Source organism: Anaerostipes sp. MSJ-23 (assembly GCF_018918155.1).
GTDB lineage: Bacteria > Bacillota > Clostridia > Lachnospirales > Lachnospiraceae > Anaerostipes.
Map to the genome: position 1 here is coordinate 180,858 of NZ_JAHLPY010000001.1, position 23,898 is coordinate 204,755.

Annotated in this window: 19 protein-coding genes; all 19 read right to left on the reverse strand. The window is 35.2% G+C overall.

What is annotated here, in order from left to right; genetic code table 11:
• Window positions 1–14: 14 nt before the first annotated feature.
• The 19 genes from KQI71_RS00945 to KQI71_RS01035 all read right to left on the reverse strand — a co-directional run bounded on the left by KQI71_RS00945 (window position 15) and on the right by KQI71_RS01035 (window position 23,888).
• The gene (locus KQI71_RS00945; RefSeq protein WP_253287865.1) at window positions 15–983 is read right to left on the reverse strand and encodes a D-alanyl-D-alanine carboxypeptidase family protein; all 969 of its coding nucleotides are present in this window, start codon (window positions 981–983) and stop codon (window positions 15–17) included.
• Between the two features lie 40 nt (window positions 984–1,023).
• The gene (locus tag KQI71_RS00950) at window positions 1,024–1,416 is read right to left on the reverse strand and encodes a methylglyoxal synthase (protein ID WP_216433168.1); all 393 of its coding nucleotides are present in this window, start codon (window positions 1,414–1,416) and stop codon (window positions 1,024–1,026) included.
• Between the two features lie 11 nt (window positions 1,417–1,427).
• On the reverse strand, window positions 1,428–2,543 hold the full coding sequence (locus tag KQI71_RS00955; protein ID WP_216433169.1) for an FtsW/RodA/SpoVE family cell cycle protein: 1,116 nt from the start codon (window positions 2,541–2,543) through the stop codon (window positions 1,428–1,430).
• 13 nt (window positions 2,544–2,556) lie between these two features.
• Window positions 2,557–2,817, reverse strand: coding sequence for a cell division topological specificity factor MinE (gene minE / locus KQI71_RS00960; RefSeq protein WP_216433171.1), 261 nt, complete (start codon window positions 2,815–2,817; stop codon window positions 2,557–2,559).
• A 14-nt stretch (window positions 2,818–2,831) separates the two neighbouring features.
• Complete coding sequence (gene minD, locus KQI71_RS00965; protein WP_216433173.1) at window positions 2,832–3,617, reverse strand: septum site-determining protein MinD; 786 nt, start codon at window positions 3,615–3,617, stop codon at window positions 2,832–2,834.
• Window positions 3,618–3,639: 22 nt separating this feature from the next.
• Complete coding sequence (gene minC, locus KQI71_RS00970) at window positions 3,640–4,377, reverse strand: septum site-determining protein MinC (RefSeq protein ID WP_216433175.1); 738 nt, start codon at window positions 4,375–4,377, stop codon at window positions 3,640–3,642.
• A gap of 18 nt (window positions 4,378–4,395) precedes the next feature.
• Window positions 4,396–7,308 (reverse strand): penicillin-binding transpeptidase domain-containing protein, encoded by a 2,913-nt coding sequence (locus KQI71_RS00975; RefSeq protein WP_216433177.1) that lies wholly within the window; start codon window positions 7,306–7,308, stop codon window positions 4,396–4,398.
• Entirely contained in the window at window positions 7,308–7,823 is a 516-nt protein-coding gene (gene mreD, locus KQI71_RS00980; RefSeq protein WP_216433179.1) for a rod shape-determining protein MreD, read from the reverse strand. Before mreD ends, KQI71_RS00975 begins: the two co-directional genes overlap by 1 nt.
• Window positions 7,824–7,834: 11 nt before the next feature.
• Complete coding sequence (mreC, locus tag KQI71_RS00985; RefSeq protein ID WP_216433182.1) at window positions 7,835–8,704, reverse strand: rod shape-determining protein MreC; 870 nt, start codon at window positions 8,702–8,704, stop codon at window positions 7,835–7,837.
• Between the two features lie 93 nt (window positions 8,705–8,797).
• Window positions 8,798–9,496, reverse strand: a complete 699-nt coding sequence (gene radC / locus KQI71_RS00990; RefSeq protein WP_216433184.1) for a RadC family protein — start codon at window positions 9,494–9,496, stop codon at window positions 8,798–8,800.
• 153 nt (window positions 9,497–9,649) lie between these two features.
• Window positions 9,650–10,933 carry a methionine gamma-lyase family protein gene (locus KQI71_RS00995; protein WP_216433186.1) on the reverse strand — a complete coding sequence of 428 codons (1,284 nt, stop codon included), beginning with the start codon at window positions 10,931–10,933 and terminating at the stop codon, window positions 9,650–9,652.
• On the reverse strand, window positions 10,926–11,870 hold the full coding sequence (gene miaA, locus KQI71_RS01000) for a tRNA (adenosine(37)-N6)-dimethylallyltransferase MiaA (RefSeq protein WP_216433188.1): 945 nt from the start codon (window positions 11,868–11,870) through the stop codon (window positions 10,926–10,928). Before miaA ends, KQI71_RS00995 begins: the two co-directional genes overlap by 8 nt.
• Before the next feature lies 1 nt (window position 11,871).
• Window positions 11,872–12,243 (reverse strand): cytidine deaminase, encoded by a 372-nt coding sequence (gene cdd, locus KQI71_RS01005; protein ID WP_216433190.1) that lies wholly within the window; start codon window positions 12,241–12,243, stop codon window positions 11,872–11,874.
• A gap of 14 nt (window positions 12,244–12,257) precedes the next feature.
• A complete protein-coding gene (mutL, locus tag KQI71_RS01010; RefSeq protein ID WP_216433193.1) occupies window positions 12,258–14,120 on the reverse strand; it encodes a DNA mismatch repair endonuclease MutL in 1,863 nt (620 codons plus the stop codon).
• Between the two features lie 3 nt (window positions 14,121–14,123).
• On the reverse strand, window positions 14,124–16,742 hold the full coding sequence (gene mutS / locus KQI71_RS01015; protein ID WP_216433195.1) for a DNA mismatch repair protein MutS: 2,619 nt from the start codon (window positions 16,740–16,742) through the stop codon (window positions 14,124–14,126).
• Window positions 16,735–18,147 (reverse strand): tRNA (N6-isopentenyl adenosine(37)-C2)-methylthiotransferase MiaB, encoded by a 1,413-nt coding sequence (gene miaB, locus KQI71_RS01020; RefSeq protein ID WP_216433197.1) that lies wholly within the window; start codon window positions 18,145–18,147, stop codon window positions 16,735–16,737. Before miaB ends, mutS begins: the two co-directional genes overlap by 8 nt.
• Window positions 18,148–18,308: 161 nt before the next feature.
• Window positions 18,309–19,409: a UDP-galactopyranose mutase gene (glf, locus tag KQI71_RS01025; protein ID WP_216433199.1), complete on the reverse strand. Its 1,101-nt coding sequence runs from the start codon at window positions 19,407–19,409 to the stop codon at window positions 18,309–18,311.
• A gap of 78 nt (window positions 19,410–19,487) precedes the next feature.
• Window positions 19,488–21,413 carry a glycoside hydrolase family 13 protein gene (locus KQI71_RS01030; RefSeq protein WP_216433201.1) on the reverse strand — a complete coding sequence of 642 codons (1,926 nt, stop codon included), beginning with the start codon at window positions 21,411–21,413 and terminating at the stop codon, window positions 19,488–19,490.
• 21 nt (window positions 21,414–21,434) lie between these two features.
• Window positions 21,435–23,888, reverse strand: a complete 2,454-nt coding sequence (locus KQI71_RS01035) for a glycogen/starch/alpha-glucan phosphorylase (protein ID WP_216433203.1) — start codon at window positions 23,886–23,888, stop codon at window positions 21,435–21,437.
• Window positions 23,889–23,898 lie beyond the last annotated feature (10 nt).

The following is a 23,898-nucleotide window of genomic DNA, read 5'->3' on the forward strand; positions in this document are numbered from 1 at the left end:
CTCTCCCCGTTGTACTATTTTTTGTTTTCGTTTGTCAACATATCTGTCATCGAATTATATAAAGCAGGTTTTCCCTGAGCTTTTAACATAACAGAGATAAATTCTTCTCCATTTTTATTTTTTGTAAGAATAATAAGGCAAGACCCTGCCTGTGTTGTTGTTCCTGTTTTTCCACCAATCATAAAAACCTGATGTGGCAAATTGAAATCTCCTGTAAGATATTCATTTGTTGCTGCCATATCATAGGTCTTCATTTTTCCTTTTGCATCTTTATATTCAATATAACTATTAGCTTTTCCTGCAATATTGAAATATTCATTATGTTTTGTAAGCTCTTTAAAAATTAAATAAAGATCATAAGCTGTTGTGTAATGATTGTTCAAATGGAGTCCATTTGGATTCGCAAAATGCGTATGTGTAGCTCCAAGTTCTTTTGCTCTTTCATTCATCATGGAAACAAAATTTTTCACAGAACCACCAACGGCCTCTGCTAATGCTACCGCTGCATCATTGGCAGACATAATAATTAATCCATTTAAAAGAGATTCTACTGTAATCTTATCTCCTTTTTTCAAATGCAGTGCTACCGCTGCTGAGTCTTTAAAAGTAATATCATGTTTAATTGTTACAACATCATTTAATTTCAAGTGTTCCAATGTAAGAAGTGCTGTCATTGTTTTTGTTGTACTTGCAGGATAAGCTTTATCAAAAACATGCTGACTTACCAATACTTTATTTGTCGTATTATTTACAAGAAGCGCCTCTTTTACATTATTATATATTATATGATCTGCTTCCTTTTTAGAAACGACACCAACCTGAGAAGCCTTGGACTTCCATCGATCAGATATTGTCTTTTCTTTTATTTGATATTCCGCTTTTTTATAATGTGCTTCATAAGTTGTATCAAGATTTAAAAGCTGGCATCCTGGAAGTACTGCCAGCATCATTGACATACAAATACAGATGATTTTTTTCTTCATTTTATATTCTTTCTGTAAAAAAAGACCGTCATCTGACAGTCTATTTATACATATTCCTCCAATCTAAATCGCCTCTGTCAAGTGCAAGAATCAATACCTCTGCTGTCGGCAGGTTTGTTGCGCATGGAATATTATATTTATCACAAAGGCTTAAAATGTTATAAAAATCAGGAGTGCGTTTCTGATTTGACGGATCCTGAAGAAAGATGAGCATATCAATCTCATTGTTTGAGATCTTTGATCCCATCTGTTGCATCCCACCAAAATGTCCAATCAAAAGTTTATGAATTTTCAGATTGGTCACTTCTTCAATCACTCTGCCAGTTGTGTTGGTAGCATAAATATCATGTTTTCTCAAAATATCCTGATACGCAATGCAAAGGTTTTGCATCAGATTTTTTTTGCCATCGTGGGCAACTAATCCTATATTCATAGAAACACCTCCTAATATCTTTTTCCTTGCAGATTAATATTTAATAACAATCCTATTCCTATCGATGCCGATAGCACCGAACTTAATCCATAACTAATGAATGGAAGAGGAAGTCCTGTATTTGGTGTAGTTCCTGTCGCAACACCAATATTGATAAAAGACTGGAATCCCATATAAGCAGCAATTCCTGTCGCAACATAAGTTCCAAGCAAGCTATCTGCTTTTCTCGCTACTTGAATACACTGAACTACTAAAAGCATTAATACCGCCATTACAACAACACATCCAACAAATCCAAATTCTTCCCCAACAACCGAGAAAATAAAGTCTGTCTGTCTCTCTGACACCAGGTTTACATCACTGGCTGATACATTCGAAATAGTATTGCTTCCAAATCCTTTTCCAAACAATCCTCCAGATCCAATTGCCATTACAGAATTATTTGTCTGCAACGCAGTAGAATCTGCATAATTTTCTGGGTGCAGAAATGTCATAATTCTAGCAACCTGATGTGGTTTTAAGAGAATCTGTCCTGGGGTTTGTACATACCATAAAAAGATAACCATCAACGGAATTCCAATGATTAATACACGAACAATCAATTTGGAATCAAGTCCCGCTACAAACATCATCGCAATGACAATAAAGCAAATGTCAAGTGTTGTAGAAAGATTAGGCTGTTGCAGGATCATATAAAGTGGCGGCGCACAGCAAATAGCCAATTTCCCAAGTGTTTTTGGCTCATTTAAATCATTTTCATGTTTTACAAGGAACACAGCTATTACAATAATCATAATAATTTTTGTAAGTTCTGATGGCTGAAATGTTCCAAGCGGTCCAAGAGAAAACCATCTTTTTGCATTATTTACATCTTTTCCAAATAATTTTACACCAATCAATAAAATCATATTTAAGATGTATAATGGAACCGCATTTTGTGTAAAAATACGAAAATCAATAACAGAGACAATGGCCATGACACAAAAGCCCATAACCAAGCCCATTCCCTGTTTTACAACAAACGATGGATTTGCACTGTGAATAAATACAAGTCCCATCATACTAAGCACCAGTACATTTAATATTAACTTGAAATTATAATTTTTCAGTCGGTAATTTCGTAACATTTTTTACTCCATGTTATTTCTTCAGTTCACGAATCGGAATATTGGCATATAATGCTGGACCTTCCGATTCATCATGATTTTGTGTAATCTGAATATCTAATCCATCAGAGTCAATTTCCATATATTTGGAAATTACTTTGATAATATCATTTTTAATCAGTTCCATTGTCTCTGGCGAACAATTCGATCGATCTGAAACTAATAAAAGCTTTAAACGATCCTTAGCTACCTCTCCAGAACTTTTCTTTTTAAAAAAGCCGTCAAAAACTCCCATAAACTTCTGCCTCCCTATTTCTTAAATACATTGGCAAGCTTTTGGAAAAATGTTGGTCCTGTAATCTCCATAAATGGTACATTTTCTCCCATAATACGACGACAAATGTTGCTATAAGCTTTTCCTGCCGGTGTATCACTTCCAACCAAAGGTTCTCCCTGGTTCGTTGAAATGACAATATTTTCGTCATCCGGTACCACTCCAATCAGATCAATGGCCAGAATATCCAAAACGTCCTCTTTTGAAAGCATATCTCCACGATTCACCATGTCCATACGAATCCGGTTGATCACAAGATCAATTTTATGTATTTCACTTGCTTCCAATAACCCAATAATACGATCTGCATCACGAATTGCTGAAACTTCTGGTGTTGTGACAATCAACGCATGATCTGCTCCAGAAATAGCATTCTGAAATCCTTGTTCAATTCCTGCCGGACAATCCAAAATTACATAATCAAAATCTTGTCTCAAATCATCTACCAATTTTTTCATCTGTTCTGGATTAACAGATGTTTTATCTCTTGTCTGCGCGGATGGAAGAAGAAATAGATTGGGATATTTTTTATCTTTAATCAACGCCTGTTTTAATCTGCAATTTCCTTCTACCACATCAACAAGATTATATACAATTCTGTTTTCCAGGCCCATAACTACATCTAGATTACGTAATCCGATATCTGTATCAATCAGTACTACTTTTTTCCCTTCTTTTGCTAGTCCTGTTCCTACATTAGCTGTTGTCGTTGTTTTTCCAACACCACCTTTTCCAGATGTAATTACAATTACTTCACTCATTTTATTTCCTCCATTTCCTATCCTATATGGTAATTTCATTCAAAAGTGCTCTTGAAATCGGTTCGATATAAACATTTCCATTTTCTACAAAAGCGATCTGTGCTTCCATCTGCTGTATATCACTTCTCCCTTTCGTATTTTTTTTCTTTTTCTTGTCTTTTTCATCATCAGAACATCTTGCAATATGATCACCAATTCTTATTTGCATCGGCTGCATATCCAATGCTGCAATAAAAGATCGATCATCACCACAAGCTCCCGCAAACACAAAACCTTTGGCACACCCAAGAACAACAATATTGCCTTTGGCCTTCACTGTAGCACCCGGATTTACATCTCCAACAACAACAACACTGCCATCAGATTCAAGGCTTTGTCCTGATCGCAGAGTTCCTCTATAAAAATGTCCAGAACCCGCTTTCATTTCCAAATATCGCCCATTTAGAAAATCTTCTTTTGGATGGAGCCGTTGTTCTACTGCTCTGCGAAAAGACGTATCGACCAAATCTTCGCCTTCCATAACATAGGCAATGGTTAAGGAACTGTTTTCTGAAATAATCTTCAGCAATTCTTCCACCTGTTCACTGGTTAGTTTTCTTCCTTCAATCTTTAATGCAATCTGTTTTTGAGTATTAAAGAAGGCTTTTGCCTGACGAAACTTTTCTCCTATGATCTCTTTCAAATCCGAAAAGTCTATTTCCGGATCCATAACAATCGTTAAGCCAAAATCATTCCCCTTTAATAAAACCGGATTTCTCATATGATTCCTCACTCTCTGTTAATCTCCAGCTGCCTGTGATCCTGCTTCTTTTGCAGTCTTATCTTTCTCAAGTTTTGTTTTTTCTTTTTCATTTGCAAAATAATATTTGTATACATCTTTTGCAGTTGCAGCTGCATTAGATGAAGTATAACCATATGGTATGACCGTAGTTACGGAAATTTCCGGTTTCGTATACGGTCCATAGGAAATAAATAATGCATGGTTCGGACGACTCTTATCTTCCTGTGCCGTTCCTGTTTTTCCAGCAATCTGATAACTTACTCCCTGGAAAAGACTGCTGACAGAACTATTGCTTCCAGTAATAACTCTACGCATTCCAGACTGAACAGCATCCCAATACTGTTTTTTATAATTTAACTGTCTTCTCTTCTTAACTTTATATTCTTTGACTGTTTTTCCATTTGTATCCGTAACTTTATTTAAAATACTAAGGTCAAAGACAGTTCCTCGATTGGATAATGTCGTTACATAATTTGAAATCTGAACAGGTGTAAAACTATTACGTCCCTGTCCAATTGCTGAACGTACGGATGTCTCATCGGATACCTGTGGGGCTGATTCCCCAAGTTCCACTCCAGACTTTTTATTTAATCCAAGCTGTGTTGCGTATTTTTTCAGGTATTTTAACCCTTCCTCACTATTATAAGTTCCAGATTTATTTCCTAAACGATATCCTACCTCATAAAAGAAATAATTACAAGATGCCTCAATCGCACCAGACACATTTAAACTTCCATGACTACTTGGATATTTCCAACATTTCGCCGGTGGTGTAATCTTATCATACAGTCCAGTACAATCAATGCTTGTACTCGTTGTAATCACCCCTTCATTCAAACCTGCAAGTGCAGACAATGGTTTAAAAGTAGAACCTGGCGCTGTCTTATGATACAGTGCTTGATTATAAAGCGGTGTAGAAGAAGACGTTGCAAGCTGTCTATAATATCCGCTATCTGTTCCACTTGATAAACGATTGGTATCATATCCAGGATAACTAACCAGTGCTTTTATTTTCCCTGTCTTTGAATCCGTAATTACAATCGATCCGGAACAAGGATCCAAACCAAGCTGGGCAGGAGTAATTTCCAGTTTTTTCAGCTTATTATAAATAAAATTATAACTGTTTAAAGCTCCTGATTTTAGACTATTATAATCGCTATCTCCTTTTTTCTTTAAAACACCCTGTTCATAAAGGAGAAGGCACACTTCTCTTCCAGTTAACTTTCCAGTATTGATCTTTTGTTCACATACGGTTGTATCGAAATCATCCGCTTCAAGCATTGCATTTTCAAGATAAGAAACAAGTGCCTTCATAACTTCCTCTGTATTATTATACTTATTATTCACATTCAGATTCGAAATATCAATCCATTCTTTATTAATTGCATAACGTAAGAACTGTCCAAGGCCAATTTTCTCACTCTTCCACTGCTGATAAGTTTTATCTTCTGTATCAATAGAACTTGAAAGCAATACCTTATTTTTTACAAGTAACTTATAAACATAATCTGCATAAGCTTGTTTTTCATCACTTTCTTTTTTATAAGGCTTTTTGCTGTTCAATAACATATCTTTGATCATAGAAATAGCTGAATCATCCAACTTCTGAATCTTTTTATACATCTTCTTTTCATAAGCTGTAGCATCATTTCCATTTAAATTTTCCAAATCAATGACACCGTTTCCAATCAGAGCATAATAAGCACTTTTGATTGGTATCATAATATGCTCTCTATCACTTCCTTTGGAATCAGATGTCGTTAACTTTGAAAGAACAATACCTGCAATCTTTTTTTCTAAAAGTTTGTAAACATATTCTTGAAGACGACTATCAATCGAAAGCGTTACATTATTTCCTGTTCCTGCTTTTACTGTCTTCGTCGTTTTCACAATCTTTCCAATATTATTTACAATCAAAGTCTGACTTCCGCTATCTCCATGTAAATAGCTTTCCAACTGTTTTTCCACACCAGCTTTTCCAACCGTCTCATCACTAGAATAATAATCTTTGTCTGATTCCTTCTTTCCTTTATTATAAGTCTCTAATTCGTCACTATTAATTGTTCCTGTATATCCAACAACATGAGACAATGCCTCACTTTTATTGTAAACACGAATAGACTTTGTACTAATATCAATTCCAGGAAGTTCACTGCTTCGCTCTTCTAATTCCGCAATACTCTTACTACTGATTCCATTTGCAATCGTAACTTTCATATACTGTGAATAACGACTTAGGAAAGCACTATAGCGTACTGACATAATTTTAAGTGCATCTTCCTTTGAGTATTTCTTATCAATATCAAACATTTTTCCAGTTCCAGCAGAACCCATTGTTCCATCTCTTAAATACTCAAAAACCTGTTCTGCCGTGGCATTCAACTGCTGGTTTCTTAATTTTTTCTCTGCACTTGTAAGATCCGATGTATCACTTCCAATTCCGAAAACATCCCTTTTAAATTTCTTCAATCGTGATCCAGTTTCTGTAAAACGGAATTTACCACTTCCTGTAATTTCAATTGGAATATCATTAATAAAAGTATCTCCGTTTCTCTCAAGGATTTGTACAACTTCATGAATTACCTTATTCTTTTCGTAGCTTTCGGACGTTTTATTTTTTGTTGCTAATGTTTTAAATTCATTATCATTCTGAAAGGTCACTGTATAAACAAGCTTATTATAAGCCAACAGTTTTCCATTACAATCATAAATGTTTCCTCTTGTCCCTGATGTTTTTACTGTCTTTTGTACCTTATATGTAAAATCTTTCTTATGTGATTCTCCCTGAACAATTTCCAAAATAAACACACGACAGATTAATACGCAAAAAAGAATGCCAAACAACACGGTTAAAGCAAGCAATCTGTTTTCCAGTAATTTTTCTACTCTCTGATAAAATTTCCGTAACACTAGAACATACTCCTTTTTTCACCATCGCTGATCCTTAGATCGATCGCCAACAGTATTTTATATAAAATCAATGCCACAATTCCTGTATAAACAGCTTCTGGTATCATGATATGGATCAGATAACTGATAAAATGAAATCTTCCTCTTAATACAAAGAAGAAAAAGAACATAACAAAGCTGTAAATAAGAGAATTTCCTGCTAATAATCCAATTGGAAGCAAAATATCATCTTCATAAAAGCGCGCATGAAACCATCCATTAGCATATCCAAAAAATAGATATAATAATGCATACTGTCCCATTACACTTCCTGAAAAAATGTCAATCAGCAAGCCACAAAAAAATCCAATAACAATTCCTGTTTTTTTCCCGCGAATAAATCCCATCGTTACTGTAAGAATGAGAAGAATGTTTGGAACAACATCCGCAAGGCTCAGGAACTCAAATACACTTGTCTGCAAAAGAAAACAAACGATTACAGCCAGAATATAAAATATGATTCTCTTTATACTCATGCAACCACCTTCTATTCTTTCGTATTCGTATCAAGATTTTCTGTTTTTTTGATATCAGTAATAACCAAAACTTCTTTTAAATGTTTGAAATCTACAACTGGAGTTACCCTTGCTGTTTTTGTAAGCTTTGTAGAATCCATCTTGATATTAGAAACCTTCCCAATAGTAATTCCTTCATTGAATTTAGAACTTACATTAGATGTAACAATTTCATCTCCATTTTTTACCTTGGCATCTTTATCAATATAAACAACATCCAAATAACCATCTTCGATGGTATCAAGGCTTCCTTTTACAATACAGTAAGAATCTGAAGTTTTTAAGAACATGGCACTCACCATACTTGTGTCATTGATAATTGTACGCACCTTTGCTGAATTGGCCGTTACATCATAAACAATTCCCACCAATCCATCATCCGCAATGACGTTCATATCCTTTTTAATGCCATCTTTGCTTCCTTTATCAATGGAAAAAATTTCAAACCAATTACTGGAACCTTTACTTATAACTCTGGCTCCCACTGTATGATATTTCTCATATTTCTTTTTCAGTTTCAACAAACCTTGAAGACGATCTAATTCCACCTGATCTTGCTTTAACAGACGGTTCTGCATTCTCATTGCATTTAACTTTTCATTCAGAAGTTTGTTCTCTGTTCTTAGTTCTTTTTTTGTCTTTGTTTCCTCATTCCAGGAAAAGGCCGCATTTCCAACCGTATTAATTCCTTTTTGCATTGGCGAAAGAACGAAGGTAAATGCACTTTTTACCGGTGTCAGAACGCTGCCTGCAAACACACTGACTCCAATCAAGATCGCACAAATCACAATAAAGATTGCAAGATAATGATTAGAATTTATTTTTTTCCTCTGCAACTTCATAAATCATCCTCGTTTCATTGTTTCATTTTTACAATATCCATTATTTTCATATGATTTTTATTCTCTCTGTCATTTTTTGTCTTCTGTCTTTTTTTATATAATCTGTTCTTCCCGAAAACTGACGTATGCATGATCACCGATAATAATATGATCTGATAACGGAATCCCAACCAACTCTCCAGCTTCCTTCATTCTCCTAGTCGTTAAAATATCCTGCCGGCTTGGCGTTGGATCTCCCGATGGATGGTTATGTATCATAATGACAGATACAGCCTCACAGCGCAAAGCTTCCACAAACAATTCCCTCGGAGATGCCACTGTTTGATTAACAGTTCCAACAGAAACTTTTAATTCCTTAATGACTTTATTTTTCCCATTAAAAAAAATTAATATCATCTCTTCCCTGTTTAAATGACGCATTCCTTCCATATAATAGTCTGCAATCGATTTTGGTGAATGAAAACTTAATTTTTTTTCTGCCTTTGTTGCTGCCAATCTTTTAGAAAGTTCCACAATACATAAAATTTGAATTGCTTTCACATTTCCAATTCCAGAAATTTTTCTAAGTTCCTCTATTGACAAATGACAAATACCAAGTAAACCCTGATAATATGGATGCAATGCGAAAATTTCTCTGGAAAGTTCCACTGCCGTCTTATCTTTTGTCCCATTTCTTAAGACCACAGCCAAAAGTTCTGCATCAGATAAATGTCCGGGCCCATATATCTCACACTTTTCATAAGGTCGTTCTAAAGCTGGAATTTCTTTGATCGTCTGATGTTTTTTTGTCATAATGATTCCTTTCCGGACCAGAATAATTTTCCAGACAGGAAACAAAAATATTTCTCTCAAAGTTATCTTACCATAACTTCTTTATGATGTATAGAAAACAACCCTTTGTTTTCCTTAAATTTTTCTTATATTCCTTCCTGCTTTTTTTATTATTTAAATTTCAAGAAGTCCTTTTTCAACCATTCTCTGAAGAGACATGACAATCCCATATTTTGCATGTGGATAGGTTAACCCTCCCTGAAAATATACAGCATATGGTTCTTTCATCGGTCCGTCAGCACTTAATTCAATCGAAGCTCCAGAGACAAACGTACCAGCCGCCATAATTACATCACTGTCATATCCTGGCATATCCCAAGGTTCCGGTGTTACATAACTATCTACTGGTGATGCTTTTTGAATTCCTTCACAAAAAGCAATCAGTTTCTTTGGATCCTTCAGCTCAACTGCTTGTATAATATCGTGACGTTCTTCTCTCCCATCAGGGACAACTTTAAATCCGAGATTTTCATATAAATTTGCAGCAAAAACAGCTCCTTTTAAAGCCGCATTTACAACCGTTGGTGCCATAAAAAGTCCTTGAATAAATTGTCGATTTACCCCAAGCGTTGCTCCAACTTCTTTTCCAAGTCCTGGTGTTGTGAGACGATAAGCACATTGTTCAATCAAATCATGTTTTCCACAAATATATCCTCCAATTGGTGCCAATCCTCCGCCAGGATTCTTAATCAACGATCCAACGACCATATCGGCTCCAACATCTGATGGTTCTTTTGTTTCCACAAACTCTCCATAGCAATTATCTACCATAACAATCCAGTTTGGATTTAATTTTTTTACAAATGCAATTGCCTGTCCAATCTGATCAACAGATAATGTCGGCCTTGTCGCATAACCTTTGGAACGTTGAATATGAATGAGTTTTGTATGTTCATTTGCTGCTTTTTTAATTCCTTCGTAATCAAAACTTCCATCAGAAAGTAAATCAACTTGTGCATAAGTAATTCCATACTCGGCAAGTGATCCTTTTGATGGACGAATTCCGATCACCTCTTCCAGAGTATCATAAGGTTTTCCAGAAATTGCAAGAATTTCATCCCCTGGTCTTAAATTAGCACTTAAAGCTAAACCAAGTGCGTGCGTTCCACAAGTGATCTGTGGACGTACCAGAGCATCTTCCGTATGAAAAACATCAGCATACACTGCTTCGATTGCCTCACGCCCAATATCATTATAGCCATATCCCGTTGTTCCACTAAGATGTGCCTCTGCAATCTTATGTGTCTGCATCGCTTTTAAAACTTTCAGCTGATTAAATTCTGCTATCTGATCAAATTTCTGAAATCGATCAGATAATCCTTCCTCGATTTTTTTTGAAAAATTATATACTTTTTCATCGACTCCTAGCGATTTATAATATTCTTTTAAACTATCCATTCCATATGCCTTTCTGTTTTAGTATTTCCAACATGTATGTCAAAATTTCTGTTTCTGTTTTAAATTCAGACTTATCAATAAAAATGGTATCTTTTTCCCTTCGAAACCATGTGAGCTGTCTTTTTGCAAAATGTCTGGTATCTTTCTTTATCTGTTCTGTCATTTCTTCCATCGAACACCCTCCATTCAGATAATCAAACACTTCTTTATAGCCAATTCCCTGCATGGATACCATAGATTTTTCATATCCTTCTTTTTTTAATTGCCGCACTTCATCAACCAAACCTTGCTCTATCATAAGATCCACTCTCTTATTGATTCGGTCATAAAGAACTTCTCTTTGATTCGTTAAAACAAAATATGCCGACTGATATGGAGATTCTCTCTGACTTTCTTTTTCATTATGTTCAGAAATTGGATATCCATTCTGATGATAAAACTCTAAAGCACGAATTACTCGTTTCACATTATTACAATGAATTTTCTGCGCAGAAACTGGATCAATTTCCTTCAACATTTCATGAAGTTTCTCTTTCCCATCTTTTTTTCCTATTTCCTGAAGGAATGTGCGATATTGCTTATCTCCTTCTTCTTTTGTAAAATCAATATCATAAAGCAATCCCTGAATATAAAAACCAGTACCTCCAACAATTAAAGGAATTTTTCCTCTGTCATAAATTTCTTTCAAGGCTTTTTTTGCCATCTCCTGAAATTTTGCAATATGAAATTCTTCCGATGGATCGAGTTCATCTACCAGATAATGTCGGATTCCCTGCATCTCTTGTGATGTAATCTTAGCAGTTCCAATATCCATTTTTTTATAAACCTGCATGGAATCTGCAGATATGATTTCTCCATCTATCGCTTTGGCAAGTCCAATCGATAATTCTGTCTTCCCAACCGCAGTTGGTCCTGTTAATATGATCATTGGTTTCATCTTAAAATCCTTTCGGCATCAACTCTGATAATCGATAACTTTCATATCCATTGGCACTTTGACAAATCACTTTCATATCCGGGCCGAATTCATGAAGTACCTGTCGGCAAATTCCACACGGATATACGGTATCTTCCCCGCTAGATGCAATCGCAATTACCTCAAATTCTCTTTCTCCACTACTGATGGCTTTTACAGCGGCACATCGTTCCGCACAAATTGCAGCTCCATAAGAGGAATTTTCCACATTACATCCTGTAAATACTTTCCCGTTTTTTGTCTGCAGTGCTGCCCCTACCTTAAAATTTGAATACGGAGCATATGCTGCTTCTTTTGCTTTGTCTGCAAGTTCTAATAATTTTTGATCTTCCATAACAAACAAGCCTCCTAAACAATTCTCTTAAATTTCTTCTCTATTTCATATTTACTCATTTTAATAATCGTTGGTCTCCCATGCGGACATTGATATGGATTCTCAAGCTCCATTAACTGATCTAGTAAATGCTCCACTTCCGGCAAAGAAATTTTTTGATTGCCCTTAATCGACATTTTACATGCCATTGTTGCAATTTTGTCCGTAATAATGTCAACATTTGCCTTTGGACTTTCTCTGCTTACACAATCCAGCAGTTCAATAAATAAATCTTCTTCTCCAATTCCATAAAGATTTGCCGGGACCTGACGAATACAAAATTCATTTCCTCCAAAAGCTTCAATTGTAAAACCAAGCCCTGCAAAAATGTCCGCATAATTTCTTAAAACTTCTGCTTCTGACATAGATACCGTAATAACAAGCGGCGGTTCCAATCCCTGACTATAAATTTCCTTCTTTTTAAAATCCCGCATCAGCTTTTCATAATTTACTTTTTCATGCGCTGCATGTTGATCCATAATAAACAATTCGTCTTCATATTCAATCAGCCAATACGTGCGAAATAGCTGTCCAATCACTTTTCTTCCTGGTTTTGCTTTTTCCTCTAAAACAGAAGTTTCATTTAATGTCATTTGATGCGGCTTTTCTTCTTCCTTTTCAATAGAAGGAAACGATTTCTTTTTTATATCATAATTAAGACCTGCATAAACTGAGCTGCTTTTTTGTTCTTCTCGTCTTCGATTTCTTTCAAACGGCTCCGGCATTTTCTTTTTCTCAAGTTTTACATCTGATACCAAACCTGATTTTGTCAACATTTCTTTTGGTACTTCTTTTCGATTTTGTCCTTCCCGTTTCTTCTCTTTATCTGACTGTACCTGCGGGATTAAATCCCTGGTAAGCAAAACCTCCCGAATTTTTGTAGCAAGAAGTTCATACAATTCATTTCCATTTTCAAAACGAATTTCCATTTTGGTTGGATGCACATTAATATCAAGAAGGTCCGGACGAATTTCCATATTCAAACAAATGAATGGATATTTATGAGTCATTGTAAAAGTTTTATAAGCCTCTTCAATCGCACGATAAATTAATGGGCTCTTAATATATCTTCCATTAATAAAATAACTTTCATAGTTACGATTTCCTCTGGAAATATGAGGTTTTCCGACAAACCCATAAACTTTTATATTATCTGTTTCTGCCTCAAGCTCAATTAGCGCAGATGCTACATCTCTTCCATAAATATGATAAATAATATCTTTTAGATTTCCATTTCCCGAGGTATAAATTCTATTCCGATTATTGTGAATAAATTTAAATGATATTTCTGGATGACTTAATGCCATATGAACCATAACCTGTTCTACATAACTAGCCTCTGTAGTTGCACTTTTTAAAAACTTTCTCCTGGCTGGTGTATTATAGAAAATATTTTTTACAAGAAAAGTAGTTCCATCCGGTGCACCGATTTCTGAAAACTCCTCTTCTTCTCCACCACTAATTTTATAGGAAGTTCCACTAAATCCACCTGCCGTTTTTGTCACCAATTCCACCTGAGCTACGGCTCCAATACTGGAAAGTGCCTCTCCACGAAATCCAAGAGAAGATACCGACATTAGATCCTCAACTGTTCGTATTTTACTTGTTGCATGTCTTAAAAATGCTGTTTTAACCTGATCTTTCGGTATTCCAGATCCATTATCTGTTACGCGAATCAAAGTCATTCCACCATCTTTGATTTCTACTGTAACAGCATTCGCATTCGCATCAATAGCATTTTCTACCAGTTCCTTGACAACAGAAGCTGGTCGTTCTATCACTTCTCCCGCTGCAATATTATCAATGGTTTTCTGATCTAATAACTTTATCTGTGCCATAAATTATTCCTCTTTTTTTAAGCGATCCTGCAAAACATAAAGATAATTTAGCGCCTCAAGCGGTGTCATTTGTGAAAGATCTTTTTCCCTTAATTCCGCCATAAATGGATGTTCCATTGTTGGCTCATCACTTTGTTGAAATAGAGAAAGCTGTTCTACTTCGCCATATGGAACAATCTGTTTTGCTTTGGAAGCAATATCATGATCACTTAACTCTCTTGCAATTTCTTTTGCTCTTTGAATCACGCTTTCCGGTACTCCTGCAAGCTTCGCAACCTGCACTCCATAACTTTTATCTGCTCCACCTTTAATGATTTTCCGCAAAAAGACAATATCATCTCCCTGCTCTTTAACTGCAATACAGTAATTGTTTACACTATCAATTTTTCCTTCCAATTCTGTCAACTCATGATAATGTGTCGCAAACAATGTCTTAGCGCCCAGCAATTTTGGATTGCTAATATATTCAACAACTGCCCATGCAATCGAAAGGCCATCATAAGTACTGGTTCCTCTTCCAATCTCATCTAAGATCAAGAGGCTATTCTTTGTGGCATTACGTAAAATATTCGCAACCTCACTCATTTCTACCATAAAAGTACTTTGTCCAGATGCTAGATCATCTGATGCTCCAACTCTTGTAAAAATCCTATCTACAATTCCAATATTCGCTTTTGTCGCCGGAACAAAGGAACCTACCTGTGCCATCAAAACAATCAATGCAGCTTGTCTCATATATGTTGATTTTCCTGCCATATTGGGGCCAGTGATAATCGCAAGCCGATTTTTTTTCTGATCAAGATATGTATCATTTGCAATAAACATATCATTTGGTATCATCTGCTCTACAACTGGATGCCTTCCATCTTTAATATCAATTGTTCCTCTGATATTTAATTTAGGACGAACATAATGATTTCGTTCTGCTACGTAAGCCAAAGATGCTAACGCATCAGTCTGAGCAATAACATGTGCAGTTTTAGCAATTCGTTCCATCTGTGTTGCAAGAGTTTCTCGAATTGTGACAAATGTTTCATATTCTAACGCATACAGTCGATCTTCTGAACCAAGAATTGTATCCGCTAATTGATTTAATTCTTCTGTCGTATATCGTTCAGAATTAGCAAGTGTTTGCTTACGAATATAATGTTCTGGTACCAAATCTTTATAGGAATTCGTTACATCCAGATAATAACCAAATACTTTATTAAACTTTACTTTCAAATTTTTGATTCCAGTTGCCTGTCGTTCTCTTTCCTCAAGCTCCATCAGCCACTGTTTACCTTCTGTTTTGGCACGTTTCAGATGATCAATATCTTCCTTGAAACCTTCTTTAATGATACCACCTTCTTTAATCGCAAGAGGAGGCTCCTCAACAATTGCATCTTCTAAAAGCTGATAAAGATCGCAAAGAGGATCTAAATCTTCCTGAAGTCTCATAAGAAGTGGATCTTTGCATTCTTTCAAAATGGTTTTAATCGGCGGCAGCCACTGCAAAGATATTTTAAACGCAATCAAATCCCTTGGATTTGCTGTTTTATAGCTTACTTTTGTCATTAAACGTTCCAAATCATAGATTGGATTTAAATATTCTCTTAATTCTTCACGAACAATTGCCTGTTTTGTTAAAGAATCAAGTGCATCATAACGTTCTTCAATCTTTTTTTTATCTACTAGCGGCTGCTCCAGCATATTTCGAAGCATCCTGGCACCCATTGCTGTTTTTGTCTTATCAAGTACCCATAAAAGAGAACCTTTTTTTTGTTTGTCACGCAAGGTTTCACAAAGTTCCAGGTTTCTTCGACTGGAACTGTCAATGATCATAAATTCACTTGTTTCATAAGCTGTAATATGCATCAGATGATCCAGAGAACTCTTTTGTGTCTCATGAAGATATCCAAGAAGAGCACCCGTCGCAATGACTCCCAGTGGATAGTCTGCAAGTCCAAGACCTTCTATATTTCCAACTTTAAACTGTTGTTTAATGCGCTCTATCGCTTGTTCTTCATCAAAATAATAATGATCAATGCCTGAAATCACAACTGACATTTTATCTCTTAGATAATCAATATCGATGCCACTAATAAAAAATGCATCATTACAAATAATTTCTGCTGGTGTAAATTTAAAAATCTCATCCTGTACTTTTGATAGACGATCCATAGAAGTTGTACGGAAATCTCCTGTTGTAATATCAACAAGAGATATTCCATAACTCCCATCATTGCAAAAAATACACATCAGATAGTTATTTTTTTCATCGTCAAGACTCTGTTGCGAAATATTAGTTCCAGGCGTTACAATTCTTACAATCTCACGTTTTACAATACCTTTTGCCTGACTTGGATCTTCGACCTGTTCACAAATTCCAACTTTATAGCCCTTTTCTACAAGCTTATTTAAATAAGAATCTGCCGCATGGTAAGGAATCCCGCACATTGGGGCCCTCTCTTCCAATCCGCAATTTTTCCCTGTTAATGTTATTTCCAGTTCTTTGGATGCAAGCAATGCATCATCAAAAAACATCTCGTAAAAATCTCCAAGACGATAAAATAAAATACAATCTTTATTTTCTTCTTTGATTTTCATATATTGCTGCATCATTGGTGTTAGTTTACCCATTGACTTGCTCTCCCATATAATAAAAACCTTTTTCTTCTACAAGTTTTACATCTGCCATTGTTCCAATTTGTTCTTTACATCCTTTAAAATGAACCAGAAGATTGTTTTCCAGTCTTCCTGTTACCATACCTTCTTCATGTGTATTTACTTCTTCAATTAAAACTCGTTCTATCTGTCCAACTTTTTTCTTACAATTTTGTTCAGATGTTTCCTTTAAAACTGCAAGAAGACGATCAAAACGATCCTTGATCACATCTTTGTCAACTTGATTTTCCATAGAAGCTGCAGGTGTTCCTGTACGTTTTGAATAAATATAAGTATACGCACTATCAAATCCAACTTTTCTTACAACATCCAATGTTTCTTCAAAATCTTCTTCTGTCTCTCCAGGAAAACCAACAATAATATCTGTTGTAAAAGAAACTCCTGGAATTCGTTCTTTGATTTTCTTTGCAAGTTCCAAATACTGTTCTTTTGTATAATGACGATTCATCGCTTTTAACAGTCTTGTACTTCCAGACTGCATTGGCAAATGCATATGACTACATACTTTTTTCGAATGTGCCATCACATCAATCAAATCATCGGAAAGATCTTTTGGATGTGGAGTCATAAAACGAATCCTTTCAAGTCCAGGTACTTTTTCTACTTCTCTTAAAAGATCTGCAAAACTCATTGGCTCTTCCAATGTCTTTCCATAAGAATTAACATTTTGTCCAAGCAGCATAACCTCTTTCACACCCTCTGATACAACCTGTGTTACTTCCTTTATAATATCTTCCGGTTTTCTGCTTCTTTCTCTTCCCCTTACATAAGGTACAATACAATAACTGCAGAAATTATTGCATCCATACATAATATTGACTCCACATTTAAATGAAAATTTGCGGTCACTTGGAAGATCTTCTACAATTTCATTTGTATCCTTCCATATATCAACAATCATGCTTCCAGAATCTACTCTTGCTTTTAGAAGTTGAGCTAGTTTAAAAATATTATAAGTTCCAAATACAATATCTACAAAGCGATAACTTTTCTGTATTTTTTCAATTACATGCGGTTCCTGCATCATACATCCACATAATCCAATCATCATATGCGGGTTGCGTTCCTTCATCTTTTTTACTTGTCCAAGATGTCCATATAGTTTTGTATTTGCATTTTCACGAACGGTACAAGTATTAAATAAAAGAAGGTCTGCTTCTTCTGTATCCACTTCCTGATACCCGATGGTTTCTAAGATTCCGAGAAGTTTTTCTGAATCTTTTTCATTCATCTGACACCCAAAGGTTGTGCAATGACAAGTCAGAGGCCTTCCAAGCTCCTGTGACTTTTTTGCAACCCATGATTTCATCTGTTCCATATAATCATATTGTCTTTGTGACTCTGTTTTTAACTGTTCCATATCTATTAATCTCCTAATAAATCTCAAAATTGCATTAAGTTTAATTATAACGTGAGTTTTGCCTAACATCAAGGAGAAGGATAAACTTTTCCATAAAGTTTCATAAAAATATAGAACAAAAATCGCCAGCCTTTTCAATGACTGACGATTTCTCTTCTTCCCTATAAATATTGCTTTACAAAATTCAGTGCTGACTCTATAACCTTATCCATATCATAATACTTATATTCTCCAAGACGTCCACCGAATAATACTTTTTCTTCTTTTTCTCCAAGTTCTTTATATCTTTCATAAAGAGTACTGTTTTTCTCATCATTGACTGGATAGTATGGTTCCATTCCGTCTTCCCACTCCGCAGGATATTCTCTTGTAACAACTGTTTTTTCCTGTGTTCCAAACGCGAAATGCTTATGTTCAATCTTTCTTGTAAACGGAGTTTCACTATCCGTGTAGTTCATAACTGCTACACCCTGATGATTATATTCATTCAATAACTCATGTTCAAAATGAAGGCTTCGATATTCCAGTTTTCCATAGCAGTAATCAAAATAAGCATCGATTGTTCCTGTATATACAACATGATCTGCCATACTAGTATATTTTTCCTTATCAGATAAGAAATCTGTTTCAAGAATAACATCACATCCATCATACAGTTTTTCAATCAGTTCATTATATCCACCTTTTGGAATTCCCTGATGCGGATCATTAAAATAGTTATTATCATAAATATAACGAACTGGAATTCGTTTAATAATAGAAGCTGGAAGGTCTTTGCATTCTCTTCCCCACTGTTTCATTGTATAACCCTTGATCAGTTTTTCATATACATCTGTTCCTACAAGACTGATTGCCTGTTCTTCTAAGTTTTCAGGATCTTTCTTTATCACACTTTTTTGTTCTTCAATAATCTTTCTTGCTTCTTCCGGAGTTGAAATATTCCACATTTTACTAAATGTATTCATATTAAACGGAAGATTATAAATTTCTCCATGATAATTTGCTACCGGCGAATTAATATAATGATTAAATTCAACCAAATCTGTTACATAATCCCAAACTTCTTCATTGCTTGTATGAAAAATATGGGCTCCATATTCATGTACCATGATTCCTTCTACTTCTTTGCAGTAAATATTCCCACCAAGAACATCTCTTTTTTCAATAACCAGGCACTTCTTTCCCCTTTTTGCCGCTTCATGTGCTACAACACCATTAAATAATCCTGCTCCTACCAACAGATAATCATAATGTTTTTCCATTCTTTTCTCCATTCTATACTCTACATGTTTTTCATTTATTATACAAAATATAAAAAAAAATAACAATCTTTTCTACGATTATTTCAATTTCACAATTTGATAGTCAAATGCTTCGATCTGCGCTTCTATTTCCGTTGCAGATAAATAATCCATCAGTTTTTGGTGCACCTCATGCGGAATTCCCTCTTCTCTTGTTTTAAGGTCAAATTTTATTGTTTCCTTTTGATTCGTTGGATTTATTAGCATGAGAAATGCTTTATTTTCTGCTTTTTCTCCAAAAACATCTTTTTTTCCAACAATAAAGCGTACCATGGCTAATATATTCTCATTTACTGCAAAATAAAGCGCATACCCCGTTTGCAATGCTCTTTCTCGCTTCCTGATGCCCGTTAAAAATAATAATTCTTCATAAATTTCTTTGTTATTTTCATAAAAAGTTCCCCGATTAAACGGATCCATAAATCCATGCATCCCATATTCATCTCCATAATAAATGGATGGGATTCCAGGGACAAAAAACTGCATTGCCATAGCCAGTCTGGATAAACGTCCACCTCTTTTATCCATCTCACTTGTTATAACATATTCTATCTGTTTTTCTCTCGATGGCAGTGTCTCATTCATTCCAGATGCAAATGTCGTACGAATTCTTGGAATATCATGAGAAGATAATAAATTCATGACTGCATAATAAAAAGGTTTTGGATAATTACATTGCTGTCCTAAAAGAAATTCCTGCATTGCATAAGCATTTTGACTTCCAAGAAGATAATTTACTACATGAACTTTAAATGGATAATTCATCGTACTATCCATGCCATTTCCAAGAGCATATTTTCTTTTCACTCCATAACTTTCTTTTGTCGTAACATCTTCCCACACTTCCCCAATTAAAGCATAATCTTTTTCTTGGGCTTTTAATTCTTTTCGCATCTCAAAAATAAATTCATCTGGCAATTCATCTGCAACATCCAGGCGGAAACCAAATGCTCCAAGAGAAATCCAATGCTTGATTACAGAATCCCTTCCATTAATAATAAAATTTATAAACTTAAGATTCATCTCATTGACTTCTGGCAATGATTGAAATCCCCACCAACTATCATAATTTCCATCTTGATCAAACGTATACCAATCATAATAAGGAGATTGCGGTCCTTGCCAAGCCCCTTTTTCTGGATAATTTCCTTTTTTATTAAAATACACACTGTCATCCCCCGTATGAGAATAAACCCCATCAAGAATGACCCTCATTCCTCTTTCCTTGGCTAATTTACAAAGACGCTCAAAATCTTCATTGGTTCCGAGAAATGGATCCACTTTTTTATAATCTGATGTATTATAACGATGATTAGATGCAGCTTCTCCAATTGGATTCAAATAAATACATGTAACCCCAAGCTTTTTTAAATCATCAAGCTTTGAAATAATTCCTTCAAGATCGCCTCCAAAATAATCACATGGATCATAAAATTCATGTCCAGGCAACGGCCCAAACAATGGACGTTCTTCCCAATCTTCATGAATATATACGGTTCTTCCCATATTTTTATGATATTCTTCTCCACGTTTTAAATTTTTTTGATTTCCCTGACAGAAACGGTCTGGAAAAATTTGATACATAATTCCTTTTGGCATCCATCTTGGAGTATCAAATCCATTTTCATATACAGTAATCTGAAAACTGAAAGGATTTTCACTAACTACTATTCCTTCCCCCTGGCTCTGTCCAGGCCTGGCTCCATAATAATAATTATGATCTCCCTCCCAGATTCGAAAATAATACCATACAACACAACATTTTTCAGGCATACAAATGGTTTGCTCAAACAAATCTTTTTTCTGTTTCATTTTATATTCCCTGTGAAAATCTTCTGCGTAAAACACAATTTCCACATGGGATGTTTTTTCCGGCAGACCAAAAAGGCGAAGTATTACCTCTTCGCCTTTTTCTACTGCACCGACCGGAGTTCTATATTTTTCAATTGACGCATTATGAATCATAGTCTCATCTCTAACTTTTTCTTATTTTATAGTTGAAAGTTTCCAAATTTTATCGTTATACTCTGCGACCGTACGATCTGAAGAGAAAAATCCAGATTTTGCGGTATTAACAATTGCCTTTTGTATCCATTCATCATAGTGATTGACATAAGTATTATAAACTTTATCATAAGTTTCGATATACGAAGGCAAATCATACAATACAAAATACTGATCTGGCTGTCCATATTCCCCAAACAACAAAGATTGATAGATATCTGAATATTTTTGTTTTCCAATTTTTGGAAGTTCTCCATCAATCAGGCAATTGCAAATATCTCTTATCTTCGGATTTTTTTCAAATACCGTTCCTGGATTATATGTATGATAACGTTTCATATTGCCAACTTCTTCCACAGATGCACCAAAAATAAAAATATTTTCTGCTCCTACCTGTTCAAATATTTCTACATTTGCCCCATCCATCGTACCAATCGTTAAGGCTCCATTCATCATAAATTTCATATTTCCAGTTCCGGATGCCTCCATGCCTGCAGTCGATATCTGTTCACTAATATCTGCAGCCGGAATCAAATTCTCTGCTACAGAAACCGAATAGTTTTCTACAAATACGACTTGAATTTTTTCCCGAATCACAGGATCGGCATCTATCATATCTTTCACCGAATGAATCAACCGAATGATATCTTTTGCTCTGGCATATCCAGGAGCTGCTTTTGCTGCAAAAATAAAAGTAATTGGTGTTGATAAATAATCCGGCTGTTTTTTTAACTGCTGATACAAATAGATGATATGCAGACATTTCATTAGCTGGCGTTTATATTCATGCATACGCTTACACTGCACATCAAAAATAGAATCTGTATTTATTACAATCCCCTGTTTTTTCTTAATATATTTTGCAAATCTTTTTTTATTTTGTTGCTTGATTTGCTGATATTTATGTTGGAAAGATACATCATTTTTAAATAAAAGAATTTGCTCAAAAATTCTATAATCTTTTAAAACATCTCCTGTTGTATGATCCTTAATTAACTGGCATAGTTGTGGATTTGCCAAAGCCATCCACCTTCTATGAGTAATTCCATTTGTGATTGCTATATATTTTTGTGGGTATAAATTGTAAGAATCATGAAATAATTGCTGTTTTAAAATATCACCATGCAATTGAGAAACTCCATTCACTCGATGACACACAGCAATACATAGATTTGCCATACGAACCTGATTATTTCCTATCATCGACATTTTTGATATTTTTTCATGATGCTCCCCATAATAAATTCGAAGCTTATCGCAATATTTTTCATTCATAACACAGATAATTTGATAAATGCGTGGAAGTAATAACTTAAACATATTTTCATCCCAACATTCCAACGCTTCTGTCATAATGGTATGATTCGTATAATTAAAAATTTTTCTTACAATTGCATAAGCTTCTTCCCAGCCAAATCCTTCTTCATCCATAAGAATTCTCATTAATTCTGGAACTGCAAGTGTTGGATGTGTGTCATTGATCTGTACGGTAACATAATCTGATAAAGTATGAAGGTCTCCCTTCTTTTCTTTGTGATGTTTTACCATCAACTGCATCGTTGCAGACGCTAAGAAATAAAATTGTTTTAATCTAAGCATTTTCCCTTGCATATGATCATCTGCCGGATAAAGAACTTTCGATATTACTTCGGCAAAAGCTTGATCAGCCATTGCTTTATCATAGATTCCTTCGTTAAAAGAATGAAGATCAAATCGCTGTTTGCTTCTAGCTGACCATAATCGCAAAGTTGCCGGTGTATCGCTTTTATATCCGATCACCGGCATATCATATGGTACTGCAACTACCGTATTATAATCTTTATGAATAATTTTTAAACCTTTTTCTGTCCAGTGTTCTTCAATGTACCCATTAAAATGTACTTCTACACTTAATTCTGGACGCTCTACTTCCCATATATTTCCCTCACGCAACCAGTCATCTTCCATTTCCACCTGCATGCCATCCATAATTTTTTGCTTAAACAATCCAAATTCATAACGAATACCACATCCAATGACAGGGAAATTCAACGTAGCCATGGAATCAAGGAAACAGGCGGCAAGCCGCCCAAGTCCCCCATTTCCAAGTCCTGCATCTGTTTCCTCTTCAACGATTTCATCAAAATCAATTCCAAGTTTCCACAGAGCCTGCCTGTAATCTTTATACATTTCCATATTGATCAGATTGTTGGAAAGGGCCCTACCCATCAGGAACTCTGCTGACATATAATACAGCTTTTTTACTCCTTGTGCACCTGATTTTTTACGGCTTTCTGCCCACTTCGTCATAATATCATCACGAATGCATCCTGCTGTTGCTTTATAAATTTCATCATTTGCAGCTTCTTCTAAAGTCGTTCCTAATGTGTTAATCAGCTTATGCTCAATTTTGGCAGCAATTTGTTTTACCCGATCGCCGCTAATGATTGTTCCCATTCCCTCTCCT

What these genes read in the sequence shown, in the direction of transcription:
- KQI71_RS00945 (WP_253287865.1), bottom strand. Translation starts at nt 983, where the DNA reads ATGAAGAAAAAAATCATCTGTATTTGTATGTCAATGATGCTGGCAGTA.
- radC (WP_216433184.1), bottom strand. Translation starts at nt 9,496, where the DNA reads ATGACAAAAAAACATCAGACGATCAAAGAAATTCCAGCTTTAGAACGA.
- KQI71_RS00950 (WP_216433168.1), bottom strand. Translation starts at nt 1,416, where the DNA reads ATGAATATAGGATTAGTTGCCCACGATGGCAAAAAAAATCTGATGCAA.
- mreD (WP_216433179.1), bottom strand. Translation starts at nt 7,823, where the DNA reads ATGAGTATAAAGAGAATCATATTTTATATTCTGGCTGTAATCGTTTGT.
- glf (WP_216433199.1), bottom strand. Translation starts at nt 19,409, where the DNA reads ATGGAAAAACATTATGATTATCTGTTGGTAGGAGCAGGATTATTTAAT.
- mutL (WP_216433193.1), bottom strand. Translation starts at nt 14,120, where the DNA reads ATGGCACAGATAAAGTTATTAGATCAGAAAACCATTGATAATATTGCA.
- cdd (WP_216433190.1), bottom strand. Translation starts at nt 12,243, where the DNA reads ATGGAAGATCAAAAATTATTAGAACTTGCAGACAAAGCAAAAGAAGCA.
- KQI71_RS01030 (WP_216433201.1), bottom strand. Translation starts at nt 21,413, where the DNA reads ATGATTCATAATGCGTCAATTGAAAAATATAGAACTCCGGTCGGTGCA.
- KQI71_RS00995 (WP_216433186.1), bottom strand. Translation starts at nt 10,933, where the DNA reads ATGGATAGTTTAAAAGAATATTATAAATCGCTAGGAGTCGATGAAAAA.
- miaB (WP_216433197.1), bottom strand. Translation starts at nt 18,147, where the DNA reads ATGGAACAGTTAAAAACAGAGTCACAAAGACAATATGATTATATGGAA.
- minD (WP_216433173.1), bottom strand. Translation starts at nt 3,617, where the DNA reads ATGAGTGAAGTAATTGTAATTACATCTGGAAAAGGTGGTGTTGGAAAA.
- miaA (WP_216433188.1), bottom strand. Translation starts at nt 11,870, where the DNA reads ATGAAACCAATGATCATATTAACAGGACCAACTGCGGTTGGGAAGACA.
- minE (WP_216433171.1), bottom strand. Translation starts at nt 2,817, where the DNA reads ATGGGAGTTTTTGACGGCTTTTTTAAAAAGAAAAGTTCTGGAGAGGTA.
- mutS (WP_216433195.1), bottom strand. Translation starts at nt 16,742, where the DNA reads ATGGGTAAACTAACACCAATGATGCAGCAATATATGAAAATCAAAGAA.
- mreC (WP_216433182.1), bottom strand. Translation starts at nt 8,704, where the DNA reads ATGAAGTTGCAGAGGAAAAAAATAAATTCTAATCATTATCTTGCAATC.
- minC (WP_216433175.1), bottom strand. Translation starts at nt 4,377, where the DNA reads ATGAGAAATCCGGTTTTATTAAAGGGGAATGATTTTGGCTTAACGATT.
- KQI71_RS01035 (WP_216433203.1), bottom strand. Translation starts at nt 23,888, where the DNA reads ATGGGAACAATCATTAGCGGCGATCGGGTAAAACAAATTGCTGCCAAA.
- KQI71_RS00955 (WP_216433169.1), bottom strand. Translation starts at nt 2,543, where the DNA reads ATGTTACGAAATTACCGACTGAAAAATTATAATTTCAAGTTAATATTA.